This window comes from Aestuariivivens sediminis, assembly GCF_022662105.1.
Classification (GTDB): Bacteria; Bacteroidota; Bacteroidia; order Flavobacteriales; family Flavobacteriaceae; genus Aestuariivivens; species Aestuariivivens sediminis.
This window is the reverse complement of the sequence record NZ_JAKMCP010000001.1, coordinates 256,372-269,500: the sequence shown is the minus strand read 5'-3', so window position 1 is coordinate 269,500 and position 13,129 is coordinate 256,372. Positions and strand designations below refer to the sequence as shown.

Genomic DNA, 13,129 nt, shown 5'->3' with positions numbered 1-13,129 from the left:
TAAAGTTAGGATTATTTTTTTTAAAAAGAATAAGAAAATGAATTAATCCAGATTGTTCTAAAATTAAGGAGATTTTTCAATTTAAAAGGATAAATGGGACAAGTCTGCAGACTAAATGAATTCCTGCTCTAATGGGAATCGTATTTTTGAAAAAGGACGATAATGTTCAGGGAATACCAACGCCATATTGACTTCATTCAATACGTGTCATGATAAAAAAATAGAATAAGGGTCTAATGGTAGCATTCAGAGACCATCTCGATAAATATCCAAAATGGGCTCTGAACTCCATATTAAACATAGGTTACGCCCCTAAAAAGGGATAACGGTAATCCGTTGGGGTAACAAAAGTTTCCTTTATCAGTCGCGGAGATACCCAGCGCAATAAGTTCTGTGCACTTCCTGCTTTGTCGTTGGTGCCTGATGCCCGTGCACCACCAAAGGGTTGTTGTCCTACCACAGCACCTGTAGGCTTGTCATTTATATAAAAGTTTCCGGCGCTGTTTTGCAAGGCTCTTGTGGCTTCTGAAATGGCATATCGGTCAGTTGCCAGTACAGCACCTGTTAATGCATATTCACTGGTTTCATCAACTAATTTTAAGGTTTCTTTATAGGCATCATCATCGTATACATAAATGGTAATAACAGGTCCAAAAAGTTCGGTACACATCGTTGTGTATTTAGGATTAGTCGTTACTATAACCGTGGGTTCAATAAAATAGCCTTTGCTTTTATCATAACCTCCACCGGCAATAATATTAGCCTCACTATCGGATTTGGCTTGGTCGATGTATTTAGTTAATTTATCAAATGACCCTTCATGAATGACTGCAGTAATGAAATTATTCATGTCTTCGGGGGATCCTATCTTAAAGGAATTTATGTCTTCCATAACATGGTTTTTTACCTCCTTCCACAGACTTTGTGGGATGTAAGCCCTGGATGCTGCGCTACACTTTTGACCTTGAAATTCAAATGCACCTCGCACAATTGCTGTGGCTACTTGTTTTGCATTTGCCGTTTTATGAGCAATGATAAAATCTTTGCCACCTGTTTCACCTACAATCCTCGGGTAGGTTTTGTAATGGTGTATATTATTACCAATTTGTTTCCATAGTTCTTTAAATACAAATGTGGACCCTGTAAAATGTAAGCCGGAAAAATCCGGACTGGATAGAATGGTATCGGTAATCATGACGGGGTCTCCAAAAACGACGTTAATAACACCTGCAGGTACTCCGGCCTCCTTAAATACATCCATAATCACTTTGGCAGAATAAATTTGACTATCACTCGGTTTCCAAACTACCACATTTCCCATAAGTGCCATACATGAGGGTAAATTCCCAGCAATAGCCGTAAAGTTAAACGGTGTAACTGCATAAGTAAATCCTTCCAGCGGACGGTATTCTACTCGGTTCCAGGCATCGGAGGTGCTTTCAGGTTGTTCCGAATAAATATCAGTCATATATTGAACATTGAAGCGCAGAAAATCAATCAATTCACAAGCTGAATCAATTTCAGCTTGATGAATCGTTTTAGATTGGGCAATCATTGTGGCTGCATTTATTTTAGCCCGGTAAGGACCGGCTATCAATTCGGCGGCTTTCAAAAAAATACCAGCGCGTTGTTCCCATGGCATTAGGCTCCATGTTTTTCTTGCTTCCAAAGCCGTGGCGATGGCATCTTCCACGTGTTTTTTTTCGGCAACATGATACGTTCCTACAATGTGTTGGTGATCATGGGGTGGTGACATTGTTCTGGTGTTACCTGTAATAACATCTTTACCGTTTATATATAATGGAACATCAACTTTACTGTTAAACATGTCTCTATATGCAGTAAGCACGGCATCGCGTTCTGTAGATCCTGGTGCATAACTTTTAACAGGTTCATTAATCGCAATTGGCACGTTAAAAAAGCCTTTTCCCATAATTTTCAGTTTTTTAATATTGATTTATTATTAAATGGTCCGCAAAATTACGAATTTTCTAAGGATTGTTAGAATTTCTAAATGCTAAATACGCGTTAAAATTTGTTTATTTTTTGTAAGTTGCAAGCACTTTCGAGACTAATTTTGGTATGTGTACAGTAACTATAGTCCCAAAGGGAGAACATGATTTTATATTAACTTCAAACAGGGATGAGGCCCCGAACAGAGAATCTCTCCCTCCAGAATTTTATAACATTAAGGATACATCGCTACTTTTTCCAAAGGACAAAGTTTCTGGAGGCACCTGGATTGGTATAAGTGACAAGAATCGGGTGGTATGTGTTTTAAATGGGGGATTTATAAGACATAAACGAAAACCTATTTACAAAAAAAGCAGAGGCCTGGTGGCTAAAGATTTCTTGATTTTTAAAACCTTAACGGATGAAGTTGAAGCTTATGATTATCAAAATATAGAACCATTTACAATGGTGTTGGCAGATTGGAATGCAGGACTAAAGTTCTATGAACTTATCTGGGACGGAATGACGGCCCATTTTACCGAATTGCCTCTTGAGCCTAAGCTCTGGTCATCAACCACCCTTTACAGTCAAACAATGAAGGAAGAACGTCTAGATTGGTTCAGGAATTTTAAAGCGACACAACAATTGAATGATGTTACTTTATTGAAATTTCATAAAACTGCAGGAAATGGCAATAAAGATTATGGGGTTATTATGAACAGAGGTTTTGTTAAAACTACAAGTATAACTCAAATTGAAAAACAAAAGAGGGTTATTGATATGCGTTATGAAAATCTGCAAAATCAATCTATTTATCAAAAAACGTTCAACCTTTCCCCAATAGTTAATGAGTAAAGGTGGCATTATTTTAACTCTAGCTTATCCAGAGACCATTGTAATGGTGTCTAAAGAATGGTTTTCACCTTTTTTAAAGTATTTCGGGATTGGTAAAAGAAATTATGTTCGTGCGGGACATGCCGCATTAGTCTTGATAGACAAAGAAACGGGTCTTTTGGAATACCACGATTTTGGTCGTTACATTACACCTGAACCCACAGGTAGAGTCAGGGGTAAGGATACCGATAGCGAATTGGACTTTCCAATAACAGCCAAAATAGAAAATGGTGTCATAAAAAACCTGGATGATATATTAAAGTTTTTGGCAACAAATCCTAAATTAACCCATGGTGATGGCAAATTAATTGCATCAGTTTGCAGTGCCGTTGACTACCAGAAAGCTAGAATTCATATCACAGGGATGCAGAATAAACACTTTATAAGATATGCAGCTTTTTTAAAAGATGCCTGCAATTGTGCGCGTTTTGTAACGGATAGTCTCATTGCCTCGGTAACGGATTTAAGTATTAAACAAAAGCTTAAAAAATTAAAATGGTTCACACCTAGTACGATCGGTAATGTGATTTTAGCCGACACCGAAAATTATATATATGAAGTGTCCGAATCGGGTATTATATCAGAATTTCGAGGATCTCAGAAGAGTGAAAATCTGCGGTGTTTTTTAGATAAATTAAAAACGTATGAGCCACATTTTGTAGGGACCTTAGAGCCCAGGATGATTGAAAATTTGCACGAAAAAGCCCAATGGCTTTCCGGGATCGCGGCTGGGGCATGGTTTGAACTGCACCATAGTGGTCATGATGTGGCCTATCGTTTTAAACGTATTTCACCTTATGGGAATATTGATGTGTATGACAGTTACCAAGTAAACAACCCTTCCTTTAATTATAATCTCGATTTTGAATTTATTCATTATTCCAACTGTAAATTTTTCCACGTTAAACAAAATGGAAAAATTTTTCGGTTTGATCGAAAGCGTGAAGGTTAGCTCTTATGTCAGAACTCAAAACTAATCTACCGATCATTTAGTAATCATTCTTGCCTTGATCAATAGGTGTTGCATGAAACCCTGGTGAAAGATAGAAGGCATCAACATAGCATGTGGCATTAAGGTTAAAATTTAGGACTTTTATATGGTCCATTAAAGACAAAATAATGAACAGCTAGAATTAATTCATAGCAAACGGAGTACTTAACTTAAATGTTGGAATGGATACCTTAAAATTTTTGGTGGTAGTAAAGTTAACCATATTGTAGTATCCAAACATGGCACCAAATGGGGAAGTCAATAAACAACCAGAAGTATAAGTATGGGATTCACCGGGTTTTAAAACCGGTTTTCTGCCTATAACACCATCACCGGTAACCGTTTCAAGATTGTTTAAGGCATCTAATATGTTCCAATGACGTGCTAATAATTGGACGGAATCCTTACTTTGATTCTCAATGGTTACGGTATACCCAAAGGCATATTGAATTTTATAGTTTTTATAAAATGACCCTTCGTAGTTTGTTTCAACCGAAATCTTTATGCCTTTAGTTACTTGTTGAACCATGTTAATGACTGATAAACAATACCTTTAGGTTGGCTAAAATAAGAAATTTTAGCTTCAGTAAATTACAAAAACCGATAAAATGTATTTAATTGGAGATGTTAATCGAACTACCCTCTCCCAAACCAATAATTTTATCGTAACGTGCGCCTAAATCCCTATAATATACTAATACCTTGTAGTTGTTCTCAGTTTGATAAAAATTACCACTTACAAGACCCTCATCTAACATACGGTTTTCATCACTAACAGCTACATATTTGTAATTGTAAAATCCTTGCTTTAATAATAACGCACCATGGTAGTGATCAGTATACTCATCATATACCAGTTTAGTGCTATCATCAATGGAGTAATTATTAAAATTGCCATAAATATGGATCGACTTATTTTTGAATGATGCGTTAGGTAAAAGGGAAAAATGTACCCAAACGTAATCGGCTTCAATAGCTGGGTTATCGGCATCAATATTAAGGATTAAATAATTCCCATTGATATCCGGGTTGTAGGTATACGGTCTGGAAGCTCTTTCAAAATTGGTAAATAAATAATTATGATAAATATCTTTTAATTCTATCGCTTCAACTCCGGTATTGGCAGCCCTTACATCTTTATTTTCAAAAAACAAATATTCATTACCACCCCAAAAACTGGATTCAATATCGTATTTATATATCAATTGGTTACCCACAGTAAATTGGGGCTTAAGATTATTTATGGCTGTGTTAAGGTTATTGTTTTGAACAATCAGGGTATTAACGGTTTGTTTAGGGTTGTTAAGTAACATGTTAATTGGAGAAATAACTATTTCTACGCGTTGTTTTTGATCTATGTATCGCAGGTCCCTTGAACGCTTTAAGGTCACACCAACATTGGCCTTAGGTTCATAAATCATAAACTTTCTCGAGAACACTAAGTCCCCATAGCTGTCAAAGATACTGATGAGGTAATTCCCGGAAACTTTTAGCTTTCGGGTTTGTTTATTGGGAATGGTAAGTTTATAATGAGAGTAGATTTGGTAGGTGTTAAATGAATTCTCGTAATTTCTAATACGCTGGTTATCAAAACCATCCATATATTCCGACTGCACCAATTTTGAAGGGGTCCAGTCAAAATCGTAGTGTGTGATTTTATAATAATAATCATCTTCGTTACCATTGAGGGCATCGAATTCCAAAACCAAATATTCGCCTAATTTTAATACTGGTAATTGACTTTCTGGTGTATTGCCTTTAAAGTATATGGTTTTAATATAGTCCGGAGGATTAACTTCTTGTACTTGGGTAAATACCAAAAAGGGTAAACCGATAAATACAAATAAAGTAGATTTAAGAGACATTGTTCAGCATTGTTTTTGGTAAATATAAACAAAATTCGTTCCTTAAGGAGAAACAACAATTTTGTAAATAAAATTATGGGCCATTTTTATAAAAACTGTGTATTAAATTTGTATTTTTGCACCGATTTTTAGACAACTAATATTCAATATAGTAAATATGTCAAACGACATTCGTATTAAAAAAGGTCTGGACATTAAACTTAAAGGTGAAGCTGAAATAACTCTTGAACAGGCTATAATCAGTAACTACTGCACCATAAGACCAGAAGATTTTCACGGAATCACCCCAAAACTTATAGCAAAAGAAGGAACACAGGTAAAGGCCGGGCAAACCTTGTTTTTCAATAAGAATAACGAGGCCATAAAATTCGCTTCTCCTGTTTCAGGTAAAGTTATAGAAGTGGTTCGAGGACCAAAAAGGCGTATCGATGCCATTAAAATTGAAGCCGACAAATCACAGGCCTATTTCGATTTTGGTAAGTTGGATGTTCATGGGGCCAAACCCGATACCATAAAAGATTATCTCCTGGCATCAGGCTGCTGGCCATTTATTAAACAACGTCCTTATGATGTAATTGCCAATCCGAATAAGTCACCAAAAGCCATTTTTGTTTCCGGTTATGCCAGTGCTCCCCTAGCGGCAGATTTAGATTTCGCACTTCAAGGTAAAACGGATGAATTGCAAGCTGCAGTGACTGCACTGAGCAAGCTTACTGAGGGTCACGTTCATGTAACTGTTGGAAAGCATACAAATTCTCCTTTTTTAGAATTATCTGGGATAACCTTACATACCGTTAGCGGACCCCACCCATCTGGAAATGTCGGGACACAAATCAATAAAATTGATCCAATAAATAAAGGTGAAACGGTTTGGACGGTTAATCCACAAGATCTTGTTATTATTGGTGAACTGTTATTAACAGGTAAGTTTCATGCAGAACGTGTTGTCGCTTTAGTAGGTTCGTCGGTAGAAAAACCAAGATATTTTAAAACACTAATAGGTAGTGAGGTTTCCACAATGATTTATGATAAAGGCATAGCTAAAGATGCCCATGTTCGTATTATTTCTGGCAACGTACTGACCGGAAAGCAAATCGACCCTGATGGAGCTTTGGACTATTACAGTAATGTTATTTCTGTAATTCCGGAAGGGGATGATTATGAGTTTTTTGGTTGGAATAAACCTATATTCAATAAAGTATCAACTTCCAGAGCATTGACCTTTTCGTGGTTAAATCCAAGTAAGAAATATGATTTAAACACAAACACAAATGGAGAGCACAGGGCTTTTGTAGTGACGGGTAATTATGAGGAAGTATTTCCTTTTGATATTTATCCCATGCAAATTTTAAAGGCGTGTATGTATGAAGATCTTGATGAAATGGAGGCTTTAGGCATGTATGAAGTCGCACCTGAAGATTTTGCATTAACAGAATTTATATGTGTGTCTAAACAACCGCATCAAAAAATAATTAGAGCAGGTTTGGACTTAATGCTTAAAGAGATAGGATAATGGGTTTAAAAAGTAAGTTACATAATTTTAAAGAAAAAAATAGGGGTAAAAAGTGGTTACCTGCTTTTTCTGCTATTCATACGTTTTTATTCTTACCGAATGACACCACCCATGGTGGAACACACATTAAAGCGGCAGATGATTTAAAGCGTACTATGAATACCGTTATCATGGCTATGATACCGTGTTTGATTTTTGGTATGTTCAACGCCGGATACCAACATCATTTGGCCTTAGGTGAAATTCAGTCTGTGACACAAGGGTTTTTCAGTCCTGAATTTTGGACAATGGATAACTTTTTAGTTGGTTTTTGGAAAATTCTTCCTTTGGTTATTGTGTCCTATGGTGTTGGATTGGGTATTGAATTTATCTTCGCAATTATCAAAGGCCATGAAGTTGAAGAAGGGTATTTGGTTACCGGAATGTTGGTGCCGTTAATAGTACCTGTGGATATTCCCTTATGGATGTTAGCCGTTGCTGTTGTTTTTGGTGTGGTGATAGGTAAGGAAATTTTTGGTGGTACAGGAATGAATATTCTTAATCCAGCTTTAACCATTCGTGCCTTCTTGTTCTTTGCCTATCCTACTTGGATGAGTGGGGATAAGGTATGGGTACACGGTGCTGTTGAGCGATCGAAAGAGATTGCAGCTGGGGCGAATTTAGATGCTATTTCTGGTGAAACTATTTTAGGTAGTTTAGCTCAAGGCCAACAGCCAGATTATTCAATTAGTGAAATGTTTTTAGGGTTTATACCGGGTTCGGTTGGAGAGACATCGGCACTTTTGATTTTATTGGGCGGTTTGTTTTTGATTTTTACAAAGATTGGAAGTTGGAGGATAATGTTATCTTCAGTTTTAGGTGCTATTGTAATGGGATTAATCTTTAATGTTATTGTTGATGCGGGCATTATTTCAGAAGGCAGTAAATTTTTCGGATTAATGAATACAACATGGTGGCATCACCTAATTATTGGTGGTTTTGCCTTTGGTACTGTTTTTATGGCCACCGATCCCGTAACGGCTTCTCAAACCAATAAGGGAAAATGGATTTACGGATTCTTAGTTGGTTTTATTTCTATTTTGATTAGGGTCTTCAACCCAGCATATCCAGAAGGTGTGATGTTGGCGATATTGTTAATGAACGTATTTGCTCCAACCATAGATCACTATGTTGTTAGAGGAAATGTAAGAAAGAGAATGAAACGTTTAAAAGTTAAAACTGTTTAACGATGGAAAAAAGAACAGAAAAAAACTCATACACTATTCTATTTGCCATAGGTATGGTTATAGTTGTAGGGTCGTTATTAGCATTTGCGGCTTCTGCACTAAAACCAAATATAGATGAAAATAAGCGACTAGAAAAGCAACAGAATATTTTGTATGCCATGGGGATTAATGAAAATGATGAAAGCAGTGCTAATTTTGTGTCAACTGAGGATGCACCACAATTATTTGATCAGTACATTAAAAAACAATTGATTATTGAAGGTGATAAAGTAACAGAGGATAATCAAGCCTACCTGATTGATGTCAAAAAGGAACAGGCCAATGCTAAAGCGGGATTAGAAAGAAGACTGCCCCTGTTCATAGGTGAGCGAGAAGGTAAAACTTACTATATCGCTCCGATATATGGTAAGGGTTTATGGGATGCCATTTGGGCGTATATAGCCATGGATAAAGATATGGTGATACAAGGGGCTTATTTTGATCACAAAGGAGAAACACCGGGATTGGGTGCTAATATTAAGGAACGATTTTTTATGGATGACTTTATTGGAGAGCACTTAAAATCGAATGGTGAATTCAAAGGTGTCGATGTGGCTAAAGGTAATGCCGATCCCAAAAATGAAAATAAAACCGATAACGAGGTAGATGCTATAGCTGGTGCAACCATTACTGGTAATGGTGTGTCTGCTATGATTAAAAGTGATTTAAAGCTTTATGTACCTTATTTTGAAAATTTAAAAAATAATTAGTTTATGGCACTTTTATCTAAAAAGGATAGCAAATTAATATTAGATCCATTAACCGATAATAACCCAATTACTATTCAGGTTTTGGGGATATGTTCAGCTTTAGCAATTACTGCCGAATTAAAGGCCTCTATAGTAATGGCTATATCTGTATTATTTGTGCTAGGACTTGGTAATGTGGTTATTTCCTTAATGCGAAACATTATTCCTTCCAAGATAAGAATTATTGTTCAATTGGTTGTGGTGGCTACTTTGGTAATTATAGTGGATCAGGTGCTAAAAGCATTTGCCTACGAATTAAGTAAAACCTTATCGGTATTTGTTGGATTGATTATCACCAACTGTATTATTATGGGCCGTTTTGAAGCTTTCGCTTTAGGTAATGGACCATGGCGTTCATTTCTAGATGGAGTTGGCAACGCAGCGGGTTATGGTATTATTTTGGTAATAGTAGGTTTCTTTAGAGAATTATTTGGATCAGGAACCTTATTAGGATTTAAAGTATTAGGAGATCCTATAGAAAAAACAGGAATTTATGCTATTGGGTATGAAAATAATGGATTTATGTTGTTATCACCAATGGCCTTAATTGTGGTTGGAATTATCATTTGGGTGCAACGATCAAGAAATAAAGCTTTAATAGAAGACTAAAATTATTGAGCAGTTCAAAATAACAATGTAAAGAACATCTGTTAACCGGGGCTGATTAAAAAAATAAAAGAACATGGAATATATAGAATTATTTTTTAAGTCGATATTCATAGATAATATGGTTTTTGCCACATTTTTAGGAATGTGTTCTTATCTGGCGGTGTCAAAAAAAGTAAGTACTGCTGTTGGTCTTGGAGCAGCTGTAATATTTGTTTTAGCGATTACAGTGCCTTTAAACTGGTTGCTTGACCAATATTTGCTACAACCGGGAGCCCTGACTTGGCTGGGGGAAGAATATGCCAATTATGATTTAAGTTTTTTATCTTTCATCATGTTTATTGCAACCATAGCTACAATGGTGCAGTTGGTAGAAATTGTAGTCGAAAAATTTTCTCCGGCCTTATATAACTCTCTTGGTATATTTTTGCCTTTAATTGCTGTTAACTGTGCTATTTTAGGGGGGTCATTGTTTATGCAATCGAGAGAAATTCCAAGTTTGGGCTTGGCAACGGTATATGGAATAGGTTCAGGCATTGGGTGGTTTTTGGCTATTTTAGCCATTGCTGCTATACGTGAAAAAATAAGATATTCAAATGTCCCTCCTGCCTTAAGAGGTTTGGGAATTACATTTATTACCACTGGATTAATGGCTATTGGTTTTATGAGTTTTGGAGGAATGCTCACGGGTGGTGACGATGGAGCTAAAGAGGATAAAAATATTGTTCACTCGGAGGTTAAGGAAGATTCGGATATTGAGTTTAATACGGCCAATTCCTTTGAAGAGGACAAAGAACAGAGTCCCCAGATAAATCAAAAATTAGCGAACAACACAAAAGTAAATGAGTAACATGATTTTAGCCGCAGGTACAGCAGGAACCATGGTCGTAACCGTAGTAGCGTTTTTAGTTATTACGTTATTATTGGTGGCCTTATTGTTAGTTGTAAAAGAAAAATTGTCCCCATCTGGACCGGTCAAGATTACCATAAATGGTGAAAAGGAAATTGAAGTCGCTTCCGGCGGTAGTTTGTTATCCACTTTAGGTAGTCAGAAAATATTTTTACCATCAGCTTGTGGAGGTGGAGGCACTTGTATTCAATGCGAATGCCATGTATTGTCAGGTGGTGGAGAAGCTCTACCAACTGAAACACCGCACTTTACAAGGAAAGAATTACAGCACGGTGCGCGATTAGCATGTCAAGTTAAAGTAAAACAAGACATGGATATCACCATTCCGGAAGAAGTTTTTGGAATTAAAAAGTGGGAAGCAACAGTTGTTAGAAACTACAACGTAGCCTCGTTTATTAAGGAATTTGTCGTTGAAATTCCGGAGGATATGAATTATAAAGCGGGAGGTTACATACAAATTGAAATTCCTCCTTGTCAAATTAAGTATGCTGATATAGATATTACAGCACACCCCGAAGAACATGATTCACCGGATAAGTTTCAAGCCGAATGGGATAAGTTTGGATTATGGCCATTAGTTATGAAAAATGATGATACGGTTGAACGCGCCTATTCCATGGCCTCTTATCCGGCGGAAGGACGTGAAATTATGTTAAATGTGCGTATTGCCACACCTCCCTGGGATCGTTCTAAAAATGGATGGATGGATGTGAATCCAGGGGTAGCGTCATCATTTATTTTTGCCCAAAAGCCGGGAGATAAAGTAACGATTTCAGGACCTTATGGTGAATTCTTCATTAACGAATCTGAGAGTGAAATGCTTTATGTGGGAGGTGGAGCAGGTATGGCGCCTATGCGATCACATTTATACCATTTATTTAAGACTTTAAAAACGAATAGAAAGGTAACTTATTGGTACGGAGGACGTTCCAAACGTGAACTATTTTATTTAGATCACTTTAAGCAATTGGAAAAAGATTTTTCAAACTTCAAATTTTATTTGGCATTGTCCGAACCATTACCTGAGGATAATTGGAAAGTTAAGAAGGATATTAATGATGAAGAAGGTGATGGCTTTGTGGGTTTTATACATAACTGCGTGATAGACAACTATTTAAGTAAGCATGATGCCCCGGAAGATATTGAATTGTATTTTTGTGGCCCTCCATTAATGAATCAAGCAGTACAAAAGATGGGTGAAGATTTTGGTATTCCTGATGAACATATTAGATTTGATGATTTTGGTGGATAATTAATGAACTTAATAAGGTTATGTTGAACTTGATTCAGCATCCTAATAAAACAAGCCCCTGCATAAGAATGTTGGGGCTTTTTCAATGTTAAAAGTTACTTGTTGAACACCATCAATTCATTTGAGGAGCGATGCGATCATGTACTAAGTTTTAACAAAGGAATGTGTTTTTTCAAGTTTTTTGATAAATTGAGTTCAACTCAATAAAATAAAAGACTTACTATTTGAAGGTCAGTTCTGAAGACGTTTTTTGGGGAATAAGTCGTTCAATATAATCCATAAAGTTATCGATGTTATCGAGATAGCATAAATAACTTATAACTGCTGAAAGCCCTTTAAATAAATTGTCTTTAGCGGTGGGATTTTTAGGCTTTTTGTTTTTATGGTGAAGCGGTAATTGATAACCACAGGCTTTTAAAAAAGTGGCCTCAATTTGCAGTAATTCAGACGGTGAGTATCCATTAAAACGTTTATCAAATACTTCATTTACTCTACCGATATAATTTAATTGTAATGATCCATGGGTGTCAGAAAGATGTTTCCAGCTATCTGAATTATCCAATATATTTCCTACAGCACACTGCTTACAACACTCGGGGTTTAAGGTATTGTTATGAAACGCCGTATACAGTTTTTTTAACGCAGATTCAAAGCGATTTGTTGTTTTCCTCAAAGTTTTATTGATATTTCTGTATTAAATTACAAAAAAAGAATTAATTATAATATTATTTTTGTCTTATGAGCAAAGCCCTTACAGAACAAGAATTGCATAATCTAGCCATGAACCATGTTGGAAAAGATTTGGAACAACAAGGATTTGAATTTATCGCCGTTAATAGCAAGCTTAAAAAGCACCCACAATTTGTTTGTATTGATAAGAAAAACCAATATTATTTTGTTATTGTTAGGGTGGTTATTTTACCGGATAATCCCAACAACTATGATGTGGTATGGATGGAATCTTTTAAAAAGCATGCCGAAGAGAAAAATGCTAAGGTATTGTATGCTGGTGTTGGATTAGGAAATTTAAATGGAAAACATTTGCCAATATATTTAAACGAGGAATATTTGCTCGAATACAATGGTATACAAGTTATTGAAACCAATTTGAATTAACAGCTTCTTGATAAT

13 protein-coding genes are annotated in these 13,129 nt (G+C 36.1%); 9 read left to right on the top strand and 4 right to left on the bottom strand.

Translation table 11 applies throughout. From position 1 onward, the window contains the following. Positions 1-304 precede the first annotated feature (304 nt). Positions 305-1,933 carry an L-glutamate gamma-semialdehyde dehydrogenase gene (gene pruA, locus MR054_RS01220; RefSeq protein WP_242155392.1) on the bottom strand — a complete coding sequence of 543 codons (1,629 nt, stop codon included), beginning with the start codon at positions 1,931-1,933 and terminating at the stop codon, positions 305-307. Positions 1,934-2,082: 149 nt separating this feature from the next. Here pruA and MR054_RS01215 point away from each other — a divergent pair, with 149 nt between their 5' ends. Beyond that, complete coding sequence (locus MR054_RS01215; RefSeq protein WP_242155390.1) at positions 2,083-2,808, top strand: NRDE family protein; 726 nt, start codon at positions 2,083-2,085, stop codon at positions 2,806-2,808. Next, a complete protein-coding gene (locus MR054_RS01210) occupies positions 2,801-3,799 on the top strand; it encodes a DUF6695 family protein (RefSeq protein WP_242155388.1) in 999 nt (332 codons plus the stop codon). The genes MR054_RS01215 and MR054_RS01210 overlap by 8 nt, the downstream gene beginning before the upstream one ends. 181 nt (positions 3,800-3,980) lie before the next feature. On the opposite strand, the gene apaG is transcribed toward MR054_RS01210, so the two are convergent. Both apaG and MR054_RS01200 read right to left on the bottom strand, forming a co-directional pair. Next, a complete protein-coding gene (gene apaG, locus MR054_RS01205; RefSeq protein ID WP_242085636.1) occupies positions 3,981-4,367 on the bottom strand; it encodes a Co2+/Mg2+ efflux protein ApaG in 387 nt (128 codons plus the stop codon). Positions 4,368-4,452: 85 nt separating this feature from the next. Continuing rightward, the gene (locus MR054_RS01200) at positions 4,453-5,703 is read right to left on the bottom strand and encodes a type IX secretion system plug protein (protein WP_242155386.1); all 1,251 of its coding nucleotides are present in this window, start codon (positions 5,701-5,703) and stop codon (positions 4,453-4,455) included. A gap of 157 nt (positions 5,704-5,860) precedes the next feature. Here MR054_RS01200 and MR054_RS01195 point away from each other — a divergent pair, with 157 nt between their 5' ends. The 6 genes from MR054_RS01195 (at position 5,861) to nqrF (ending at position 11,998) form a co-directional block, all read left to right on the top strand. Further along, complete coding sequence (locus tag MR054_RS01195) at positions 5,861-7,216, top strand: Na(+)-translocating NADH-quinone reductase subunit A (protein WP_242155384.1); 1,356 nt, start codon at positions 5,861-5,863, stop codon at positions 7,214-7,216. After that, the gene (locus tag MR054_RS01190) at positions 7,216-8,442 is read left to right on the top strand and encodes an NADH:ubiquinone reductase (Na(+)-transporting) subunit B (RefSeq protein ID WP_242085639.1); all 1,227 of its coding nucleotides are present in this window, start codon (positions 7,216-7,218) and stop codon (positions 8,440-8,442) included. Before MR054_RS01195 ends, MR054_RS01190 begins: the two co-directional genes overlap by 1 nt. Positions 8,443-8,444: 2 nt before the next feature. Next, positions 8,445-9,191 carry a Na(+)-translocating NADH-quinone reductase subunit C gene (locus MR054_RS01185; RefSeq protein ID WP_242085640.1) on the top strand — a complete coding sequence of 249 codons (747 nt, stop codon included), beginning with the start codon at positions 8,445-8,447 and terminating at the stop codon, positions 9,189-9,191. A 3-nt stretch (positions 9,192-9,194) separates the two neighbouring features. After that, positions 9,195-9,839 carry an NADH:ubiquinone reductase (Na(+)-transporting) subunit D gene (locus tag MR054_RS01180; RefSeq protein WP_242085641.1) on the top strand — a complete coding sequence of 215 codons (645 nt, stop codon included), beginning with the start codon at positions 9,195-9,197 and terminating at the stop codon, positions 9,837-9,839. A gap of 73 nt (positions 9,840-9,912) precedes the next feature. Next, a complete protein-coding gene (gene nqrE, locus MR054_RS01175) occupies positions 9,913-10,686 on the top strand; it encodes an NADH:ubiquinone reductase (Na(+)-transporting) subunit E (protein WP_242155382.1) in 774 nt (257 codons plus the stop codon). A 1-nt stretch (position 10,687) separates the two neighbouring features. Next, positions 10,688-11,998, top strand: coding sequence for an NADH:ubiquinone reductase (Na(+)-transporting) subunit F (nqrF, locus tag MR054_RS01170; protein ID WP_242086000.1), 1,311 nt, complete (start codon positions 10,688-10,690; stop codon positions 11,996-11,998). Between the two features lie 220 nt (positions 11,999-12,218). On the opposite strand, the gene MR054_RS01165 is transcribed toward nqrF, so the two are convergent. Further along, positions 12,219-12,671 (bottom strand): Na(+)-translocating NADH-quinone reductase subunit F, encoded by a 453-nt coding sequence (locus tag MR054_RS01165; RefSeq protein ID WP_242155380.1) that lies wholly within the window; start codon positions 12,669-12,671, stop codon positions 12,219-12,221. 65 nt (positions 12,672-12,736) lie between these two features. Here MR054_RS01165 and MR054_RS01160 point away from each other — a divergent pair, with 65 nt between their 5' ends. Next, entirely contained in the window at positions 12,737-13,114 is a 378-nt protein-coding gene (locus MR054_RS01160) for a Na(+)-translocating NADH-quinone reductase subunit F (protein WP_242085644.1), read from the top strand. Positions 13,115-13,129: the final 15 nt, after the last annotated feature.